17 protein-coding genes and 1 pseudogene are annotated in these 18,901 nt (G+C 73.6%); 6 read left to right on the top strand and 12 right to left on the bottom strand.

The features are described 5' to 3' along the window. Window positions 1–163: 163 nt before the first annotated feature. Window positions 164–1,495, bottom strand: a complete 1,332-nt coding sequence (locus PUR71_RS20110; protein WP_329928421.1) for an NAD(P)/FAD-dependent oxidoreductase — start codon at window positions 1,493–1,495, stop codon at window positions 164–166. Window positions 1,496–1,918: 423 nt separating this feature from the next. Further along, complete coding sequence (locus PUR71_RS20105; protein ID WP_329928420.1) at window positions 1,919–2,833, bottom strand: TIGR01777 family oxidoreductase; 915 nt, start codon at window positions 2,831–2,833, stop codon at window positions 1,919–1,921. 73 nt (window positions 2,834–2,906) lie between these two features. On the opposite strand from PUR71_RS20105, the gene PUR71_RS20100 reads away from it, so the two are divergent. Continuing rightward, on the top strand, window positions 2,907–3,404 hold the full coding sequence (locus PUR71_RS20100) for a GNAT family N-acetyltransferase (protein WP_329928419.1): 498 nt from the start codon (window positions 2,907–2,909) through the stop codon (window positions 3,402–3,404). Window positions 3,405–3,523: 119 nt separating this feature from the next. Beyond that, window positions 3,524–4,687 (top strand): DUF2510 domain-containing protein, encoded by a 1,164-nt coding sequence (locus PUR71_RS20095; RefSeq protein ID WP_329928418.1) that lies wholly within the window; start codon window positions 3,524–3,526, stop codon window positions 4,685–4,687. 33 nt (window positions 4,688–4,720) lie between these two features. Here PUR71_RS20095 and PUR71_RS20090 read toward each other — a convergent pair whose 3' ends face one another. The 7 genes and pseudogenes from PUR71_RS20090 to cobU all read right to left on the bottom strand — a co-directional run. Next, complete coding sequence (locus tag PUR71_RS20090; protein ID WP_329928457.1) at window positions 4,721–5,236, bottom strand: DUF4240 domain-containing protein; 516 nt, start codon at window positions 5,234–5,236, stop codon at window positions 4,721–4,723. Between the two features lie 160 nt (window positions 5,237–5,396). Continuing rightward, window positions 5,397–7,139 carry a 2-oxoglutarate dehydrogenase, E2 component, dihydrolipoamide succinyltransferase gene (sucB, locus tag PUR71_RS20085; RefSeq protein ID WP_329928417.1) on the bottom strand — a complete coding sequence of 581 codons (1,743 nt, stop codon included), beginning with the start codon at window positions 7,137–7,139 and terminating at the stop codon, window positions 5,397–5,399. A gap of 72 nt (window positions 7,140–7,211) precedes the next feature. Next, window positions 7,212–8,600: a dihydrolipoyl dehydrogenase gene (lpdA, locus tag PUR71_RS20080; protein ID WP_329928416.1), complete on the bottom strand. Its 1,389-nt coding sequence runs from the start codon at window positions 8,598–8,600 to the stop codon at window positions 7,212–7,214. 403 nt (window positions 8,601–9,003) lie between these two features. After that, on the bottom strand, window positions 9,004–10,503 hold the full coding sequence (locus PUR71_RS20075) for a leucyl aminopeptidase (protein WP_329928415.1): 1,500 nt from the start codon (window positions 10,501–10,503) through the stop codon (window positions 9,004–9,006). 261 nt (window positions 10,504–10,764) lie between these two features. Further along, window positions 10,765–11,544 (bottom strand): adenosylcobinamide-GDP ribazoletransferase, encoded by a 780-nt coding sequence (locus tag PUR71_RS20070; RefSeq protein WP_329928414.1) that lies wholly within the window; start codon window positions 11,542–11,544, stop codon window positions 10,765–10,767. Window positions 11,545–11,696: 152 nt separating this feature from the next. Beyond that, on the bottom strand, window positions 11,697–12,812 hold the full coding sequence (locus tag PUR71_RS20065) for a nicotinate-nucleotide--dimethylbenzimidazole phosphoribosyltransferase (protein WP_329928413.1): 1,116 nt from the start codon (window positions 12,810–12,812) through the stop codon (window positions 11,697–11,699). A 28-nt stretch (window positions 12,813–12,840) separates the two neighbouring features. Continuing rightward, window positions 12,841–13,395, bottom strand: a pseudogene (cobU, locus tag PUR71_RS20060) (bifunctional adenosylcobinamide kinase/adenosylcobinamide-phosphate guanylyltransferase); the annotation flags it as partial. A gap of 116 nt (window positions 13,396–13,511) precedes the next feature. Here cobU and PUR71_RS20055 point away from each other — a divergent pair. After that, window positions 13,512–13,712, top strand: coding sequence for a hypothetical protein (locus PUR71_RS20055; RefSeq protein ID WP_329928412.1), 201 nt, complete (start codon window positions 13,512–13,514; stop codon window positions 13,710–13,712). A 26-nt stretch (window positions 13,713–13,738) separates the two neighbouring features. On the opposite strand, the gene PUR71_RS20050 is transcribed toward PUR71_RS20055, so the two are convergent. Both PUR71_RS20050 and PUR71_RS20045 read right to left on the bottom strand, forming a co-directional pair. Beyond that, a complete protein-coding gene (locus tag PUR71_RS20050) occupies window positions 13,739–14,449 on the bottom strand; it encodes a methyltransferase domain-containing protein (protein ID WP_329928456.1) in 711 nt (236 codons plus the stop codon). Window positions 14,450–14,652: 203 nt separating this feature from the next. Next, window positions 14,653–15,249: a DUF3043 domain-containing protein gene (locus PUR71_RS20045; RefSeq protein ID WP_329928411.1), complete on the bottom strand. Its 597-nt coding sequence runs from the start codon at window positions 15,247–15,249 to the stop codon at window positions 14,653–14,655. A gap of 300 nt (window positions 15,250–15,549) precedes the next feature. Here PUR71_RS20045 and PUR71_RS20040 point away from each other — a divergent pair, with 300 nt between their 5' ends. Together PUR71_RS20040 and pspAA are read left to right on the top strand one after the other, a co-directional pair. Beyond that, window positions 15,550–16,359, top strand: coding sequence for a PspA/IM30 family protein (locus tag PUR71_RS20040; RefSeq protein ID WP_329928410.1), 810 nt, complete (start codon window positions 15,550–15,552; stop codon window positions 16,357–16,359). A 37-nt stretch (window positions 16,360–16,396) separates the two neighbouring features. Next, complete coding sequence (pspAA, locus tag PUR71_RS20035; protein ID WP_329928409.1) at window positions 16,397–16,690, top strand: PspA-associated protein PspAA; 294 nt, start codon at window positions 16,397–16,399, stop codon at window positions 16,688–16,690. An 80-nt stretch (window positions 16,691–16,770) separates the two neighbouring features. Here pspAA and nadA read toward each other — a convergent pair whose 3' ends face one another. Next, window positions 16,771–17,955 (bottom strand): quinolinate synthase NadA, encoded by a 1,185-nt coding sequence (gene nadA, locus PUR71_RS20030; protein WP_443077491.1) that lies wholly within the window; start codon window positions 17,953–17,955, stop codon window positions 16,771–16,773. 323 nt (window positions 17,956–18,278) lie between these two features. On the opposite strand from nadA, the gene PUR71_RS20025 reads away from it, so the two are divergent. After that, a complete protein-coding gene (locus tag PUR71_RS20025; RefSeq protein ID WP_329928408.1) occupies window positions 18,279–18,743 on the top strand; it encodes an Lrp/AsnC family transcriptional regulator in 465 nt (154 codons plus the stop codon). The last annotated feature ends 158 nt before the right edge of the window (window positions 18,744–18,901 follow it).

The following is an 18,901-nucleotide window of genomic DNA, read 5'->3' as shown; positions in this document are numbered from 1 at the left end:
TATCGGCATCCTGGCACGGGGCCGGTGCGCCGTCCCGGCAGGCACCGTACGCGTGTTCCCTGCGGGCCGTGCGCGTGTTCCGGGCGGCACGGGAAGCCTGCCGCCCGCCGCCGTTGCGCAAAACCGCCGCCCAGTGGTGACCGCTGTCAGGCCGTGATCGCCGTCAGGCCGCGACCTCCGCCTCCTGGGCCGTGGCCGGCAGCCCGAGGTCGCGCAGCACCGCCCGCGCCACCCGCCGCCCGGAGACGAGGGCACCCTGCACGGAGCTGGTGTCCCGGTGGTCCCCGGCGACGTACAGCCCGGCGAGCAGCCGGACCGGCCGCTGAGGGTTGTGCGGCGGCGGCATGGCGGGCAGGGCGTCGGGCAGGTGCCGGACGCTGAGGAACTGCCAGCCCCGGGTCGACGTCCCGTACAGCTCCGCGAGCCGGGCCCGGACGGCCGGTTCGAGCCCGGCCGGGCCGCCCGCGCCGAAGGCGCGCCGCCCGAGCACGGTGGTCGCGACGAGCGCCTGCCCGGCGGGGGCGTACGAGGGGTCCAGTTCGCTGAGCACCAGCGAGTGCGAGACGAGCGGCGGCTGACCGCCGGGCCGGTCGGCGTCCAGGAGGAGGACGGGTTCGTTCACCGGCGCCCGGTCGGCGGCGTGGAAGAAGGTCGTGACGGGGTGGAAGTCCGGCAGCCGCAGGCCGGGCATGAGCTCGACGGCGGAGCGGGCGTCGGTGGCGATCACGACGGCCTGGGCGCCGATCCGGCCGTGCGCGGCGGTCTCGACGCCGTCGGCCGCGATCCCGGTGACCTCGACGCCGGTGCGCACGGTGCCGACGGGCAGCGCGGCGGCGAGCTGGGCCGGCACGCTCGCGATGCCGCCGGCGGGCATGCACAGCCGCCCGCGGGCGTAGCAGCGCAGGACCAGGTCGGCCATCCGGCTGCTGGTCCCGAGCGCCGGATCGCCGAGCAGGGCGCTGAGCAGCGGCCGCAGGAAGCCGTCGACGGTGCGCGGGGCGAGCCCGTGACCGGTGATCGCGCGGGCGGCGGTGGTCTCGGGGCGGGTGTGGATCCGCCCGGCGGGGGTGGCGGCGAGCCGGGCGAGGAAGCTGCCGAGGCGGGCCTTGTCGAGCGGGCTGCCGAGCGGGGCCCGGGCGGCGGCCTGCCGGGCGGCGGTGAGCTGCGGGTCCCCGGCGCGGTAGCGACGGCCGGCGCTGTGCACGAGTACGCCGGGCGCGAGCGGGCGCAGTTCCAGGCGCTCGACGTCGAGCGCGCGGTGCAGTTCGGGGAACGCGGTGTTGAGCAGGTGGCTGCCGTCGTCGAGCCGGAATCCGTCCAGCTCGCGGGTGGCCATCCGGCCGCCGATCCGGTCGGCGCGTTCGAGGAGCTGAACGGTGAGGCCCTGGCCGGTGAGCGCGCGGGCGGCGGTGAGGCCCGCGAGGCCGCCGCCCACCACGACGACGTCCGGGTCGGACGGTCGGCGGGCGCGGCGGGTGAAGTCGTACGTGGGCACGGGCGTGCTCCCTCCCTGGTTCCCGGGGCTCCGGCCGACGCAGGCAGCGGGGTGCCGGGACACGGTCCGACGATGTGATGCCCAGTCAGTGTGAGCGTCAGACAAACGCATCGGGCCGGATCCGGTGCCGGGAACGGCGGGGGCGGGGGCGCGGTCACGGACTGTGCGCCGTGGCGGCCGGGTTGGGGGGTCGGCGGGCGCGCACGGTCACCAGGGGCGTGCAGCGCGCCCGCCGTGTGCTCCCGTGCGCCCCCTGTCGGAGCCCCGTCCGACCCCCGCTCGGCATATGCCCCTGGCCAGCACGAATGCCGTACGCCCGGTACGTTTCCCGGCCGCGGTGCGGTACGTTTCCGGGCCCCTGCCCCCGGGCGCGCACGCCCGGCGCAGGCGGGAGGGCCGCAGAGGAGGGGCCCCGCCGAGCTGTCAGAGGGCCGCCCGCACCGCCGCGTCGACGTCGGTGTGCGTGAACTCGAAGCCGGCGTCGAGCAGTCGCCGGGGCACCACCCGGTGGCTTCCGACGACCTCGATCGCGAGCTCCCCGAGCACCGCCTTCAGCACCGCCTCCGGCACCGGGAACAGCGTCGGCCGGCTGAGCACGCGCCCGAGGGCCGCGGTCAGCTCGGCGTTGGTCACCGGCTCCGGCGCGGTGAGGTTGAAGGCGCCCGACAGGTCCTCCCGGTCGATCAGGAAGCGCAGCGCGGCGACCTCGTCGGCCAGCGAGATGTAGCTCCAGTACTGCCGCCCGTCGCCGAGCCGCCCGCCCAGGCCGAGCTTGAACAGCGGGAACAGCCGCGCGCCGGCCCCGCCGGCGGCGGACAGCACGATCCCGGTGCGCGGGTGGACGACCCGGATCCCGGCGCGCTCGGCGGGCCGCGCGGCGGCCTCCCACTCCACGCACACCTCGGCGAGGAAGTCGTCGCCGAGGGGGGAGTCCTCGTCGATCACGCGGTCGCCGGTCTGCCCGTACACGCCGACCGCGGAGGCGCTGACGAAGACCTTCGGCGCCTCCTTCAGCTCGGCCAGCGCGACGGCGAGCGTCTCGGTGCCGAGCACCCGGCTCTCGCGGATCTCCCGCTTGTAGGCGTCCGTCCAGCGGTGGTCGCCGACCCCCGCACCCGCCAGGTGCACGACGGCGTCGACGCCGGCCAGGCCGTCCCGGTCCACCTGACCGAGCAGCGGGTTCCAGCCGATGGCCGTGGTGCCGTCGGGCTGCGGGCCCGTCCTGGAGCGGTGCCGGACCAGCCGGACCACCTCGTGGCCGTCCGCCGTCAGGGAGCGGACGAGAGCCGAACCGATCAAACCTGTGGAGCCTGTGACAGCGATGCGCATGGGCCCCATCCTCCCAGTTCCTGACCCGTGGGCCGCACTTATTGAGTGTGTGGGTCGGACACCCCTCACTAGGCTGACGCACATGCACGATGACGATCTGATCATCCGACCAGCCAGGAGCGAGGACGAGCGCGAACTCGCCGCCCTCAACCGCGCCGCGTGGTCCCCCCTGTCCGAGGTCGCCCCGCGGCCGCCCGAGGAGGACGGCGTCTTCGACGAGCGGCACACCCCGGATCAGTACCTGCTCGCCCTCCTCGACGGCCGGATCGTCGGCTACATCCGCCCTGTCCCGGCCACCCCGCTGGCCAGCAACCGGCACGTCCGCCAGATCCAGGGCCTGGCCGTCGACGCCTCCGTGCGCGGCCGCGGCGTCGGCCGGAAGCTGGTCGAGGCCGCGTGCGCCGCGGCGCACGCGGAGGGCGCGCGCAGGATGACGCTGCGCGTGCTCGGCTGGAACACCCCGGCCCGCCGCCTCTACGAGAGCTGCGGCTTCGTCGTCGAGGGCTCGCTCGCCGAGGAGTTCCTGATCGACGGCTCGTACGTGGACGACGTCTGGATGGCCCGCCGCCTCACCGACTGAGGGCTCCGGCCGGTCGTTCGTCCACCGGACCTGACCGTGCGTCAGTTGTGAACGAGTGGTGCAGAGTCGTGACCGACCCGCCCTGTCTCGACCGCCGTCGTGCCGGGTACGGTACGCCCGTGAGCAACTCGACGCCTCCCGGGTGGTACCCGGTACCCGGTGCGGACGGCGCCCCCCACCAGGAGCGCTGGTGGGACGGCAACGCCTGGACCTCAGAGGTGCGCCCGCTCCAGGGCGGCGCCGCCCAGGTCGCCGACGCGCCGACGCAGACCTGGCAGTCCCCCGGGCCGTCGGCCCAGGGGCCGGGCCAGGGCTACGGCTACGGCACTCCGCAGGACGCGCCGCCCGGCTACGGCTACCCCGGCGGCCGGCCCCCGGCCCCCGGCTACGGCTACCCGGGGCAGGCGCCGGGCCAGGGCTACGGCGCCCCCGAGTACGGCGGGGGCTACGGCGCCCCCGAGTACGGCCAGGGCTACGGGGGCCAGGAGTACGGCCCTGGCTACCCCGGCGCCCAGCCGCCCGGCTACGGCTACCCGCCGCCGCCGCGCAGCGGGGGCGTGAAGCCGGGCGTCGTCATCGGCGTCGCCGCCGCCGTCCTCGTCGTGGGCGCGGTGATCACCGGCCTGGCGCTCAGCGGCGGCTCCCCGTCGGCCGACCCGACCCCGAACCCCACGGTCCCCGTCACCAAGAGCCAGGACCCGGCCCCCAGCCCGACCTACACGCTCCCCACCACCGTGCCGACCCCGACGCAGCAGGCGCCCAAGCCCGCGCCCGTCCTCAAGAGCACCGTGCCGGACGCCCAGCACGCCATCACCGTCCCGGTGTTCGAGGGCTGGGAGGCGCAGGCCGACGGCCTCAAGTCGACGGTCTACCTCGGCTCCGGCCGCTACACCTGCCCGGACGGGAACAACACCTGCATCCGCGGCCAGTTCGCGGTCCAGAAGGACACCGTCCAGGGCGCCACCGCCAAGGCCGCCGCCGAGGCCGCGATGCCCGACTACGCGGGCGCGATCTTCACCGGGATCACCTCGCACACCGACTCCGGCTCGGGCTACGTCACCGTCGCCGGGGTGCTCGGCTACGCCTCCCGCTGGCACGTCCGCACCTCGGACGGCACCCAGGGCTACGTCCTGCTGGCCACCGTCCCGGCCAAGGGCGGCGGGTTCGTGGTGTTCGAGGGCGGCGTGGACGACGATCCGGCCGCGCCGGACGCCTCCGTGCTGGACCAGATCCTCCGCGGCATCAAGCAGGACGGCAGCGCCGGCCCGGGCAGCACCACCTAGGGGGCGCACCGGCGAACGGTCGGAGCGCGGCGCTCAGTCCCCGTAGCGCTCCCAGAGCTTGGGGAAGCGTTTCGCCATCGCGTCCGGATCCTCGAAGTCCAGCGGCGTGCCGGCGGGCCGGGCCGCCTGCCGTCCGCCCACCTCGGGCAGTGGCAGGCCGGTGAGCTGCTCGTAGGCCTCGTCGGCGGCGTAGCCGAGGTCCTCGGCCTCGCCGTCCTCCTCCTCGTCGAACTCGGGCAGGAGGTCGGCCAGGTCGTCCGGCTCGTGCAGCCCGCCCTCGAAGACGTCCCGGCCCTGGCCGATCAGCCAGCAGCGGAAGAAGTCGAAGGTGTCCTCGGAGGCGCCGTCGAGCAGCAGGTGGGCGGCGCCCCACAGGTCGTAGCGGTAGGCGCGCTGGAAGCGGGCCTCGAAGAGCCGGGCGAAGTCGATGACATCGTCCGGGGTCAGCTGGACGAGGTGCTCCACCAGCCGGTCTGCCTGCTCGTCGGGGTCGCCGTCGGCGGCCTCCCGGGTCTCGTCGATGATCTGCCAGAAGTCGGTCTCGTCAATCACGGCTCCAGCATCCCCGTTCGGCCGCCTCCGCGCATGCCATGGCCCGGCGAAACGCTGATGACGACCGGCGGAACGTTCGTCGGCGGCCCGGCCGGGAACGGCGGAACCCCGCGCCGTCCGGGGACGGCGCGGGGTTCCGCGCGGGGACCTGGTGGGGTCAGAGGCCGAGCTCGACCTCGAACTCGCCGGCCTCCAGGATCTCCTTGACCGCGACCAGGTAGCGGGCGGCGTCGGCGCCGTCCACCAGGCGGTGGTCGTAGGAGAGCGAGAGGTAGGTCATGTCGCGGATGCCGATGGCGGTGCCGCCGTCGGCCTCGATGACGACCGGGCGCTTGACGGTGGCGCCGATGCCCAGGATGGCGACCTGGTTCGGCGGCACGATCACGGTGTCGAACAGCGCACCGCGCGAGCCGGTGTTGCTGATGGTGAAGGTCGCACCGGACAGCTCGTCCGGGGTGATCTTGCTGTCGCGGACCTTGGTGGCCAGCTCGGCGGTCTTCTTCGAGATGCCCGCGATGTTGAGGTCGCCCGCACCCTTGATGACCGGGGTCATGAGACCCTTCTCGGAGTCCACCGCGATGCCGATGTTCTCGGTGTCGAAGTAGGTGATGGTGCCCTCGGCCTCGTTGATCCGGGCGTTGATGACCGCGTGGGCCTTCAGCGCCTGGGCGGCGGCCTTGACGAAGAACGGCATCGGGGACAGCTTGACGCCCTCGCGGGCGAGGAAGGAGTCCTTGGCCTTGGCGCGCAGCGACATGATCCGGGTGACGTCCACCTCGACCACGCTGGTCAGCTGGGCCTGCTCGTGCAGGGCCTTCAGCATGTTGTCGCCGATGACCTTGCGCATGCGGGTCATCTTGACCGTCTGACCGCGCAGGGCGGACGGAGCGGCGGCGGCCTTCGGCGCGGCGGCCGGGGCGGCAGCGGCGGCCGGGGCCGACGTGGCCTTGGCGGCCTCGGCGGCGGCCAGGACGTCCTGCTTGCGGATGCGGCCGCCGACACCGGTGCCGGTGACGGAGGACAGCGCGACGCCCTGCTCGGCGGCGAGCTTGCGCACGAGCGGGGTGACGTAGGCGTCACCGGCGTCGGCCACCGGGGCGGCCGGAGCCGGGGCGGCGACGGGGGCCGGAGCGGCGACGGGGGCAGCCGGGGCGGCCGGAGCCGGGGCGGCGACGGGGGCCGGAGCGGCAACCGGGGCAGCCGGGGCGACCGGAGCCGGAGCGGCCACCGGGGCCGGGGCGGCAGCGGGGGCCGGGGCGGCGGCCGGAGCCGGAGCGGCGGCAGCCGCACCCGCGGCGCCGATCAGCGCGAGCTGGGCGCCGACCTCGGCGGTCTCGTCCTCGCCGACCAGGATCTTGACGACGACGCCGGCGACCGGCGACGGGATCTCGGTGTCGACCTTGTCCGTGGAGACCTCGAGCAGCGGCTCGTCGACCTCGACGGTCTCACCCTCGGCCTTCAGCCAGCGGGTGACGGTGCCCTCGGTGACCGACTCGCCCAGCGCGGGCAGCAGGACCGGGGTGGCGTCGCCGGCCGGGGCGGCCGGGGCCGGAGCGGCAACCGGGGCAGCCGGGGCGGCGGGGGCCGGAGCGGCGACCGGGGCCGGGGCGGCGGCGGGCGCGGCCTCGGCGGCCGGGGCAGCGGCGGCGACCGGGGCGCCGGAACCGTCGTCGATGATCGCCAGCTCGGCGCCCACCTCGACGGTCTCGTCCTCGCCGACCTTGATCGAGGCCAGGATGCCGGAGGCCGGCGCCGGGATCTCGGTGTCGACCTTGTCGGTCGAGACCTCGAGCAGCGGCTCGTCGACCTCGACACGCTCACCCTCGGCCTTCAGCCAGCGGGTGACGGTGCCCTCGGAAACGCTCTCGCCCAGCGCGGGCAGTGTTACTGAGACCGCCATGGTTTCAGCGACTCCTATCAAGTCTTGCGTACGGAAGTACGGGAAGTACCGGGAACGGGGGTGGGGGCGTGATCAGTCGTGCGCGTGCAGCGGCTTGCCGGCCAGCGCCAGGTGCGCCTCGCCCAGGGCCTCGGACTGGGTCGGGTGCGCGTGGATGAGCTGCGCGACCTCGGCCGGCAGGGCCTCCCAGTTGTAGATCAGCTGGGCTTCGCCGACCTGCTCGCCCATGCGGGCGCCGACCATGTGGACACCGACCACGGCGCCGTCCTTGACCTGGACGAGCTTGATCTCGCCGGCGGTCTTCAGGATCTTGCTCTTGCCGTTGCCGGCCAGGTTGTACTTGAGGGTGACGACCTTCTCCTTGCCGTACAGCTCGACGGCCTTGGCCTCGGAGATGCCGACGGAGGCCACCTCGGGGTTGGAGTACGTCACGCGCGGGACGCCGTCGTAGTCGATCGGCATCGGCTTGAGGCCGGCCAGGCGCTCGGCGACGAGGATGCCCTCGGCGAAGCCCACGTGGGCGAGCTGCAGCGTCGGGGCGAGGTCACCGACGGCCGAGATGGTGGGCACGTTGGTGCGCATGTACTCGTCGACGAGGACGTAGCCGCGGTCCATCGCGACGCCGTTCTCCTCGTAGCCCAGGCCGGCCGAGACCGGGCCGCGGCCGATGGCGACGAGCAGCAGGTCGGCGTCGATCTGCTTGCCGTTCTCGGTGGAGACGCGGACACCGGCCTCGGTGTACTCCACGCCCGAGAAGCGGGCCTTCAGCTCGAACTTGATGCCGCGCTTGCGGAACGCGCGCTCCAGCAGCTTCGAGGAGTTCTCGTCCTCCAGCGGGACGAGGTGCGGCAGCGCCTCGACGATGGTGACGTCGACGCCGAAGGACTTCCAGACCGAGGCGAACTCGACGCCGATGACGCCGCCGCCGAGGATGACGGCCGACTTCGGGATGCGGTCGAGCTTGAGCGCGTGGTCGGAGGAGATGACGCGGTCGCCGTCGATCTCCAGGCCCGGGATCGAGCGCGGCACGGAGCCGGTGGCGAGGACGATGTGGCGGCCCTCGATGCGCTGGCCGTTGACGTCCACCGAGGTCTGCGAGGAGAGCTTGCCCGCGCCCTGGATGAAGGTCACCTTGCGGGAGGCGACCAGGCCCTGGAGGCCCTTGTACAGGCCGGCGATGACGTCGTCCTTGTACTTGTGGACGCCGTTGATGTCGATGCCCTGGAAGGTGGCCAGGACGCCGAACTCGGCGGCCTCCTTCGTCTCGTCGGCGATCTCGGCCGCGTGCAGCAGCGCCTTGGTCGGAATGCAGCCGCGGTGCAGGCAGGTGCCGCCCAGCTCACCCTTCTCGACCAGGGCGACGCTCAGGCCCAGCTGAGCGGCGCGGAGCGCCGCGGCGTAACCGCCGCTTCCGCCTCCGAGAATGACTACGTCGAAAACGGTGCTGGCGTCGTTCGCCACGTCACGTCCTCCATGCAATGGGGTGTGGATCGCCGGGCCGGTCGCGGTCCGGTGGGTCGGAAGCCTTTGTGGGGCGCCCAGTCGTGCCGGAAATACATCTTCGCACTTGTTCACGGTGGCTGATGTCCGGGTCCGCCCCGCGGGTGTCCCACCGGGCGGTCACGGGGGTGGGAACACCCCCGACGGAAGGGCATCATTGCAGCTCAACGACCGGTTGACAGCCACTGGGCGGGCGCCGTGACACCCTTCGGGCGCCGGCGCTTCCGCAGTGCGGAACAAAGTTTCGCCCGCAGCGAACAGGGGTGCGGGGCCGCGCGGCGGCCTACCTGTGAGTAACCCGTCCGGAACGCCGGAGGGGGCCCGGCGCACGCGCGCCGGGCCCCCTCCGAACGGGTGGGCCGGGTCAGGCCTTCGCCGCCGCCGTCCGCTCGGCGTAGGCGACCAGGGTGCGCACCGCGCTCGCGGTACCGCCCTTCGGGGTGTAGCCGAACGGCGCGCCCTCGTGGAAGGCCGGGCCGGCGATGTCCAGGTGCGCCCAGTCGGTGCCCTCGGCCACGAACTCCTTCAGGAACAGACCGGCCACCAGGCCGCCGCCCATGCGCTCGCCCATGTTGGCCAGGTCGGCGATGGTCGACTCGGTCATGCCCTTGCGCAGCTCGGCCGGCAGCGGCATCGGCCAGGACTGCTCGCCGACCTCGCCCGCGACGGTGTGCAGGGTCTCGCGCAGCTCGTCGTTGTTGGACATCACGCCGAAGGTGCGGTTGCCCAGGGCCAGCACCATGGCGCCGGTCAGGGTGGCCACGTCGACGATGGCGTCGGGGTTCTCCTCGCCGGCGCGCACGATCGCGTCGGCCAGCACCAGGCGGCCCTCGGCGTCGGTGTTCAGCACCTCGACGGTCTTGCCGCCGTACATGCGCAGCACGTCACCCGGGCGGGTGGCGGAGCCGGACGGCATGTTCTCGGCCAGCGCGAGCCAGCCGGTGACGTTGACGGCCAGGCCGAGGCGCTTGGCCGTGACCACGGCGGCGAACACGGCGGCGGCGCCGGCCATGTCGCACTTCATGGTCTCGTTGTGGCCGGCCGGCTTCAGCGAGATGCCGCCCGAGTCGTAGGTGATGCCCTTGCCGATGAAGGCGAGCGTGGCCTTGGCCTTCGGGTGGGTGTAGGCCACCTTCACCAGCCGCGGCGGGTTCGCCGAGCCGTTGCCGACGCCCAGCAGGCCGCCGAAGCCGCCCTTGGTGAGCGCCTTCTCGTCCAGCACCTCGACCTTGAGGCCGTGCTCCTTGCCGGCGGCCTGGACGATCGCGGCGAAGCTCTTCGGGTTCAGGTCGTTCGGGGCGGTGTTGACCAGGTCGCGGGCCCGGTTCATCTCCTCGCCGAGCGCGACGGCGCGCTCCACGGCGGCCTTGGCGTCCTTGCTGCCCTTGCGCGGGGCCAGCACGACGAGCTCGCCGACCGGCTCCTTGCCGCTCTCGCCCTTGTAGGTGCCGAAGGAGTACGAGCCGAGCAGACCGCCGAGCGCGACGGCCTCGATCTCGGCCGCGGACTCGGCCGGCAGGGCCAGCGCGGCCTTCTTGGCACCGGCCAGGGTGCGGGCGGCGACACCGGCGGCGCGGCGCAGCGCCTCCAGGCCGTAGCCCTCCTCGGCCGCCTCGCCGAGGCCGACCGCGAGCACGAGCGCGGCCTTGACGCCGGCGGGCGCGGGGACCTTGACGGCCTCGCCCTCGGCGCCGGTCGCGCCCAGGGTGGTGAGGACCTCGGCCAGCTTGCCCTCGAACGCCTCGTTCACGGCGTCGGTGCCGGCGGCCAGCACGATGCCCTTGGGGCCCTTCGCGACACCGACCACCAGCGCGTCCGCGCGCAGCGAGGCGGCAGCGGAGGTGCTCACAGACAATGCAGTCACGTAATGCGTCCTGTTCTTTCGCGGTCCACGGCCGGGTGCGGCGAGGCTGCCGCACCGGCGCAGCCCGGCGGGCGTCGCGGGTGTCCCTCCGGCGCGGTCCGGGTCCGGGTCCCCTGGCTACGCGCACCCGGCGTTCGCGGACGCGCACACCAGAGGCCCCGGCTCCACGCTCGGCGCCGGGCGGGCAGGACCTGCGACGGTGCAGGGCTGCGGTGCTCCCCGCATGGTAGTCCGCATGGTGGGATCACGCGCCGCCCGGTGTCAGGCCAGCAACGCCAGGGCGAACAACGAGCAGGTCGCGGCGGTCTCCGCCATGGCGCCGAGCACGTCCCCGGTGATGCCGCCGAAGCGCCGGGCGCACCGCCGGAGCAGCAGCCAGGCGCAGCCGGTGCCGAGGGCGAGGGCCAGGGGGAGGCGAGCGGATGACGCGCCGTCAAACAGGCCGAGAGCGGCCAGAAGGAGCGCCGCGGCGGCCGTCGCGGCCAGTGCGGCCGGGGGAGCGACGGTGCTCGCCACCATCGCCCCGAGCCCGCCCGGTCGTGCGGGCGGAACCGACCGCAGACAGCCCCACGCGAGCGCGCACCGGGCGGCCACCGCGGAGCAGAGGACGGTGAGCGCCCCGCGCAGCGGCGAGTGTCCGAACTGCCCGGCCAATGCGGCGATCTGGGCGAACAGGGCGAGAAGCAGCACAAGCACGCCGAAGGGCCCGATATCGGACTGCTTCATGATGCGCAGCGCGTCCTCGGCGGGCTTCCCGCTGCCCAGCCCGTCGGCGACGTCCGCGAGCCCGTCCAGGTGCAGCCCGCGGGTGAGCGCCGCGAGCACCGCCACCGCCGTCACCGCCGCGAGCAGCCCGCCGGCCCGCCAGGCGACGAGCGCCCCGGCCCCGGCCGCGATCCCGCCCAGCACGAACCCCACGGCCGGCGCGAGCACCATGGCCCGCCCCCCGGCCGCCCGGTCCCACCGCTCGACCCGCACCCGCAGGACCGACAGCGTCCCGAACGCGAACCGCAGCCCGTCGCCCCAGCCGGCGTCTGGCATCGCCGTTGCTCCTCATCCAACGAGAACCCCGCGCCCCGAAAGGGCGCGGGGAACTGCGCGAACCGGACGGCTGCGGCCCAAGTGCCGACCGTCGACGGGCAGTTGCACCTGCCGGCGCCGGAAAGCGCCCGGCCCGGGTCGCGTCCGGTCGTCTACAGCCTGCGCAGCAGGTCCGCCGCCGACGGCAGCCTCGGCTGTTCCTTGGGCGCCGCCGGCACGTACGCGCGCGGCGCCTCGTCCGCGAGCGCGTCCCCGGCGGCCTGGAGCAGCGGCAGCGCCAGCAGCGCACCGACGCCCTCGCCCATGGTGATCCCCTGCTCCTGCATCGGCGTCAGCGTCAGGCGGTCGTACGCCTTGGCCTGGGCCGGCTCCCCGCTGGACTGCCCGGCCCGCCACCACTCCGGCGCCCGGAAGGCGATCCGCTGCGCGACCAGCGCGCAGGCCGCCGAGACGACGCCGTCCAGTACGACCGGCAGTTTGCGCACGGCGGCCTGGAGCAGGAAGCCGGTGATCGCCGCGAAGTCCGCGCCGCCGGTGGCGCCGAGCAGTGCCAGCTGGTCGCCGAGGACCGGCCGGGCCCGCCGCAGCGAGTCCCGGATGGTCGCGCACTTGACCATCCACACGCGGTCGTCGATGCCCGAGCCGCGCCCGGTCACCGCGGCGGCGTCCGTCCCGCACAGGGCACCGATCAGCACCCCGGCGACGGTCGTCGAGCCGACCCCGAGGTCGCCGAGGAGCACCAGGTCCGTCCCGGCGTCGGCCTCCTCGTCGGCGACGGCCATGCCGGCCCGGAAGGCCCGGACGGTCTCCTCTGGCGTGAGGGCGTCCTCGATGTCGATCCGCCCGGAGCCGCGCCGGATCCGGTGGGCGACCACCTCGTCCGGGAAGTCCGCCGGGTCGGCGTCCACCGCGACGTCGACGATCCGCACGTCGGCGCCGTACCGGGAGGCGAGTCGGGCGACCGGCGCGGTGCCGTCGAGCACGGCCCGCACCCGGGCCGCGGTGCCGCCCTGGGCCGGCAGCCGGGACACCCCGAGCGCCGCCACGCCGTGGTCGGCGGCGAACAGCAGCACCTTGGGCGCCGAGAGCGGCCGCACGGGGGAGCGCCCCTGCACGGACGACAGCCAACTGCCCAGCTCCTCCAGCTTGCCGAGCCCGCCGCGTGGCCGGTCGGCCGCCTGCCAGCGTTCGTCGGCGGCCCGCCGGGCGCTCTCGTCGGGGCGCTCGACGAGCGAGGAGAACGTATCGAGATCCACGGTCGTGTCCATCGTCCGAGAGGCTACACGCCGCAGGTGTTCACGCTGCGGCTGGCTTGACCGTCAGAACCTGCCCGGCCACGACCAGCAGCACACGCTGCGAGGCGTCCGCCACGGCCATGTTGAGCCGTCCCAGGGTGTCGCGGAAGCGGCGGCCGGCCGCGGTCGCCGGGACGACGCCCATGCCGACCTCGTTGCTCACGGCGACGACGTGCCGCCCGGTCGCCGCCCAGGCCCGGGCGAGGGCGTCGCAGCGCCGCTGCACGGCGGCCTCCGCGCCGCCGAGCCAGGCCTCGTCGTCCCAGGCGCCGCACTCGTCCATCACCGAAGTCAGCCACAGCGCGAGGCAGTCGACGAGCACCGGCGCCGGATCGGTGGTGTCCGCGAGGACCGCCTCCAGGTCGCGGGTCTCGGCGGTGCGCCAGCTCGCCGGGCGCCGCTCGCGGTGCAGGGCGACGCGCCGGGCCCACTCGGCGTCGCCGTCCCGGGTGCCGCCGGTGGCGACGTACAGCACGTCCGCCCGGTCGACGAGGAGCTGCTCGGCCTTGGTGGACTTGCCGGAGCGCGCACCGCCGAGGAGGAGCGTGCGGGAGGGTTCGGGGTGGGTCGCCATGGTGCCCATCCTGCCGGACCAGGCATACGGAAGATCGGGCCGGGCAGGCTAAGGTGCGCGCAGCACACTGGCAGCGTCGTCGGCGGGAGGAGCCGGGCATGGTCTGGACGTGGCGGTACGAGAAGGCGGACGGCAGCGAGCTGGCGCCGGGCGTCGGGCACGAGGAGTTCGCCGGCCAGGGCGACGCCGAGACGTGGATCGGCGAGACGTGGAAGCAGCTCGCCGAGGACGGCGTCGACAACGCGGTCCTGCTGGAGGACGACCGGGTCGTCTACTCGATGAGCCTGCACGAGGACTGACCGGAGCAACCGCCCGTCGGGGGGCGCTACTTGGCCCCGATGACGTGCAGCAGCGCGGCCACCTGCCGGTAGGGGTCGGTGCGCCCGGCGCGGTCCTCGGCCTCCAGCAGCTGGGCCAGCTGGCGCCCGTCCACCGGCGGGGTCGCGTCGTCGGGGGCGTTGTCGGTGAAGACCCGCACGCCGTACCAGTGCTCGAGCGGCACCGACACCTCGGAGAGGGTGACGGCCAGGTCGGCGAGCCGGTCGGCGCGGGCGGCCAGCCCGAGCCGGTTGTAGTAGCGGTCGCTCTCGAACGCGTGCAGGGCGGCCCGCCAGTCCCCGGCGGCGGCGGGCCGCAGGGCGAGCGCGTCGCGGTTGCGGACCAGCAGCGAGAGCAGCCCGCCGGGGGCGAGCAGCCGGGCCAGCGAGGCGATCATCGGGTCCGGGTCGGGCAGGTACATCAGGACGCCGTGGCAGAGCACCACGTCGAAGCTGCGCGGGCCGAACCAGCGCCCGCACTGGTGGCCGTCGCCGCTGAGCAGCTGGATCCGCCCGCGGACCTCGGGCGCCTCCTCGGCGAGCGCCCCCTGGGCGACGCCGAGCGCGACCGGATCGGAGTCGATGCCGGTGACGTAGTGGCCGGCCCGGGCCAGGCGCAGCGCCTGGGTGCCCTGGCCGCAGCCGATGTCGAGGACGCGCTGGGCGGTGCGGCCGGTCAGCTGTTCGGCGAGCTGCCGGGCGACGAGCTCCTGGCGCACGAAGTTGCGCAGTCCGCCGAGCCGGTCCAGCCACGCGGCGGTGCCGCCGGCGAAGGAGCCGCTGCGGGAGGGCAGCCGGCGTTCCTGGCCCGCGCGCTCCTGGCCGAGCCGGTCGTGCCCGCCGTCCCCCTGGCCCGGCAACGCGTAGAGGCCGGGCCCCTCCCAGGACGGAGGGGCCCAGCCGGAGTCCACCGGTTCGGCGGTCAGGGCTTCTCCCCGCGACGCACCTGCGGCTTGGGCAGCCGCAGTCGGCGCATCTGCAGGATGCGCATCAGGCCGTAGGCGACCGTCCCGCGGGTGTTCTGGCCGGCGAAGCGCTCGCCGAGCTGCTTGCGCAGGCCCAGGCCGAGGCGGACGAAGTCCAGCGCGACCAGCACGAAGAACAGCAGGAACAGCAGGGTGGAGAGCATCTGCAGGGCCGGCACCTTGACGATGCTGAGCACCAGGATCAGCACGGCCGCGGGGAGGAAGAACTCGGCCAGCGACCAGCGGGCGTCCACGTAGTCGCGGGCGAACTTGCGCACCGGGCCCTTGTCGCGCGCGGGCAGGTGGCGCTCGTCGCCATCCATGAGCGCCTGGCGCTGCCTCTCGCGCTCGACCCGCATGCGGTCGCGCGCCTGCTTGGCGGCCTCCTTGCGGTCCTTGGGCACGGTCACCCGGGTACGCCGGCTGGCCTCGGCCTCACTGCGCTTGGGAGTGGGCCGGCCCTTCTTGGCCTGCGGGTCGCGGGCCTGGGTCGTCTCGTCCTGCTTCTCCAGCACGGTGGAGGCAGCGGCATCATCTGAACGGCGTCGGAACACACCACCAGCGTACGGGGTGCGGCGGCGCTTCTCGGGGCGGCCTCGGACGCAAACGCGTATCGATCCGCGAGGTGGGAACCCACCCGGGGTTCTCCGGCCCCTTCCCGTAGGGGATCAGTCGGGAGGAGGATGGGGGGGATGAGCACGGGATCCACCCGGGGGATGAGGAAGAGGCACCCAGCGCTGTAGCAGTCTTGTTGCAGGCAGGTGCACTGCGGCGACGGGCTCGCTGCACATACACTCGTCGTGTCTGGTAACGAGATAGAGACCGCAGGCCGGAGAAGGGGGCACCCGAGGCCCATGAGCGACGGAATCATGAAGCGTATGGGGCTGATCTTCCGCTCCAAGGCGAACAAGGCCTTGGACCGGGCGGAGGATCCCCGTGAGACGCTCGACTACTCGTACCAGAAGCAGCTCGAACTGCTGCAGAAGGTACGGCGTGGCGTCGCGGACGTCGCGACCTCGCGCAAGCGCCTGGAACTCCAGCTGACCCAGCTCCAGCAGCAGTCCGCGAAGTACGAGGACCAGGGCCGCAAGGCGCTGTCGCTCGGCCGCGAGGACCTCGCGCGCGAGGCGCTGACCCGCAAGGCCAACATGCAGTCCCAGATCACCGACCTGGAGGCGCAGTACCAGGCGCTCCAGGCCGAGGAGGAGAAGCTGACGCTCGCCTCCCAGCGGCTGCAGGCCAAGGTGGACGCCTTCCGCACCAAGAAGGAGACCATCAAGGCCACCTACACCGCGGCCCAGGCGCAGACCCGCATCGCCGAGTCCTTCTCCGGGATCTCGGAGGAGATGGGCGACGTCGGCCTGGCGATCCAGCGCGCCGAGGACAAGACCGCGCAGATGCAGGCGCGGGCCGGCGCGATCGACGAGCTGCTGGCCTCCGGCGCGCTCGACGACGCGAGCGGCCTCGGCCGCAAGGACGACATCGAGGCGGAGCTGGAGCGCGTGGCCGGCGGTTCGGACGTCGAGCTGGAGCTGGCCCGCATGAAGGCCGAACTGTCGGGCGGCCCGGCCTCCGGTCCGGCCGCGATCGAGCAGGGCAAGCAGCAGCAGCCGCCGCAGGACGCCCACCCGCAGGACACCCCGCGCATCAACTACAACAAGTGAGCTGAGCTCCACCCACGAACCTAGGGAGACGCACGGCATGATCATGAGGGTCATGGGTGAGGGGCAGTTCGAGGTCGGCGAGGCCCACCTCAGCCTGCTCAACGAGCTCGACGCGGAGCTCGTCACCGCGGTCGACTCGGGGGACGAGGAGCTCTTCCGCTCGGCGTACGCCAAGCTGCTGGACGCCGTGAAGCAGTACGGCACCCGGCTGCCGGACGACTCGCTGGAGCCGTCCGAGCTGATCCTGCCGGCGGCGGAGGCGACGCTCGACGAGGTCCGCGCCCTGCTGATGGCCGACGACGAGGGCGTCATCCCCGGGTATCCGGAGTAGCCTTCCGCACCGCTCCGCGCCAGACGAAAGGGCGGGCCCCCTCCACTCGGAGGGGGCCCGCCCTTCGTGCGTGCGTGCCGTTACGGCAGGGCGAGCATCCGGTCCAGCGCCGCCTTGGCGTAGCGCTCTGTCTCCGGGTCGACGGCGATCACGTTCGGCACCCGGCCCTCGACCAGCGACTCCAGTGCCCAGACGAGGTGCGGCAGGTCGATCCGGTTCATGGTGGAGCAGAAGCAGACCGCGCGGTCCAGGAAGACGATCTCCTTGTCCGGGTGCGCCTTGGCGAGGCGGCGGACGAGGTTCAGCTCGGTGCCGATGGCCCACTTGGAGCCGGGCTCGGCGGCGTCGAGCGCCTTGATGATGTACTCCGTCGAGCCGACCATGTCCGCGGCGGCGACGACCTCGTGCTTGCACTCCGGGTGCACCAGGACGGTGACGCCGGGGATGCGCTCGCGGACGTCGTTGACCGAGTCCAGGCTGAACCGGCCGTGCACCGAGCAGTGGCCGCGCCACAGGATCATCTTGGCGTCGCGCAACTGCTCGGCGGTCAGGCCGCCGTTGGGCTTGTGGGGGTTGTACAGGACGCAGTCGTCCAGCGAGAGGCCCATGTCGCGCACGGCGGTGTTGCGGCCGAGGTGCTGGTCGGGCAGGAACAGGACCTTCTGTCCCTGCTCGAAGGCCCACTCCAGGGCGCGCTTGGCGTTGGAGGAGGTGCAGATGGTGCCGCCGTGCTTGCCGGTGAAGGCCTTGATATCGGCGGAGGAGTTCATGTACGAGACCGGGACGGTGACGTCGGCCACGCCGGCGTCGGTCAGCACGTCCCAGCACTCGGCGACCTGCTCGGCGGTGGCCATGTCGGCCATCGAGCAGCCGGCCGCGAGGTCGGGCAGGACGACCTTCTGGTCGTCGCCGGTGAGGATGTCCGCGGACTCGGCCATGAAGTGCACGCCGCAGAAGACGATGAACTCGGCCTCCGGGCGGGCCGCCGCGTCCCGGGCGAGCTTGAAGGAGTCGCCGGTGACGTCGGCGAACTCGATCACCTCGTCGCGCTGGTAGTGGTGGCCGAGGATGAAGACGCGGTCGCCGAGCGCGGCCTTGGCCGCCCGGGCGCGCTCGACGAGGTCGGGGTCGGAGGCCGGGGGGAGGTCACCGGGGCACTCGACGCCGCGCTCGCTGTTCGGGTCGGCCTCCCGGCCGAGCAGCAGCAGAGCGAGCGGCGTCGGAGTGGGGTCGACGCCGTAGGTCTCGGTGATGGTGGTGGTCACGGGCGAGTGCCCTTCTGTGCGGCCGAGCAAGCGGTGAAGCCTTTTCGTCTATCTGACACTATCTATTCTAACCGGTTCGCGTCAGAGTGACGATGGCCATCCTGTCGATGTGACGAGAACCGCTCGCCGGAACGGATGCTTCCTCGCGTGGCCGAATCGATATCCGGGCCCCTCCGGGCGGCGCCCTGGTGTACGCCTCCCGGTCATCCGCCGACGATGAACTCGCTCATGTCATCCGCCAGAATGGGTGCCGAACCGTTTCGGCAGACCGGCCACCGTCGTCCCGTCGCCGATCCCCGCACGACCCGTGGAGCCCCGCACCGATGAGCAGCAGCCGAGCGCACGAGGTGACCGGGGCGGACCTGGACGAGACCGACCGGCTGCTCCTCGCCCGCCTCGGCAGGGACGGCCGCGCCTCCTACGCCGAGATCGGCCTCCAGGTGAACCTCTCCGCCACCGCCGTCCGCCGCCGGATCGACCGGCTGCGGGCCCGCGGGGTGGTCCGCGGCTTCACCGTGGTGCTCGACCCGGCCGTGCTCGGCTGGCAGACCGAGGCCTTCGTCGAGGTGTACTGCCGCGAGCGGACCGCGCCCGAGGAGATCCTCGCGAGCCTGCGCCAGTTCCCCGAGGTCGTCGCCGCCTGGACGGTCACCGGCGATCCGGACGCCCTGGTGCACCTGCGCGCCGCCGACATGCGCCACCTGGAGGCCGTCATCGAGCGCATCCGCCGCGAGCCCGGCGTCCAGCGCAGCCGCTCCTCCGTCGTGCTGTCCCAGCTGATCGGCTGACCCGGACGGCCCTGCCGGCGCCGCCCCCGCACGGCACGCAGGAATCCTGCGCGGACCGGCCCGAAGACGCTCGAAACCTGCCTGACCAGCCGCGTTCCGACGCGCGGCACGCACCCTGCGCTGCCTACGCTGATCACGTCCGGTCAGCGCGGTGAACG

This window comes from Streptomyces sp. SP17BM10 (assembly GCF_036322405.1).
In the GTDB taxonomy this organism is placed as follows: Bacteria; Actinomycetota; Actinomycetes; order Streptomycetales; family Streptomycetaceae; genus Kitasatospora.
The sequence above is the reverse complement of the archived record's forward strand: the minus strand, read 5'-3'. Positions and strand labels throughout refer to the sequence as shown.

Bases quoted from the DNA above. Each gene is read 5' to 3' on its own strand.
- PUR71_RS20105 (WP_329928420.1), bottom strand. From the start codon at position 2,833: ATGGGGCCCATGCGCATCGCTGTCACAGGCTCCACAGGTTTGATCGGT.
- PUR71_RS20100 (WP_329928419.1), top strand. From the start codon at position 2,907: ATGCACGATGACGATCTGATCATCCGACCAGCCAGGAGCGAGGACGAG.
- sucB (WP_329928417.1), bottom strand. From the start codon at position 7,139: ATGGCGGTCTCAGTAACACTGCCCGCGCTGGGCGAGAGCGTTTCCGAG.
- PUR71_RS20070 (WP_329928414.1), bottom strand. From the start codon at position 11,544: ATGCCAGACGCCGGCTGGGGCGACGGGCTGCGGTTCGCGTTCGGGACG.
- PUR71_RS20065 (WP_329928413.1), bottom strand. From the start codon at position 12,812: ATGGACACGACCGTGGATCTCGATACGTTCTCCTCGCTCGTCGAGCGC.
- PUR71_RS20055 (WP_329928412.1), top strand. From the start codon at position 13,512: ATGGTCTGGACGTGGCGGTACGAGAAGGCGGACGGCAGCGAGCTGGCG.
- PUR71_RS20040 (WP_329928410.1), top strand. From the start codon at position 15,550: ATGAGCGACGGAATCATGAAGCGTATGGGGCTGATCTTCCGCTCCAAG.
- pspAA (WP_329928409.1), top strand. From the start codon at position 16,397: ATGATCATGAGGGTCATGGGTGAGGGGCAGTTCGAGGTCGGCGAGGCC.
- PUR71_RS20025 (WP_329928408.1), top strand. From the start codon at position 18,279: ATGAGCAGCAGCCGAGCGCACGAGGTGACCGGGGCGGACCTGGACGAG.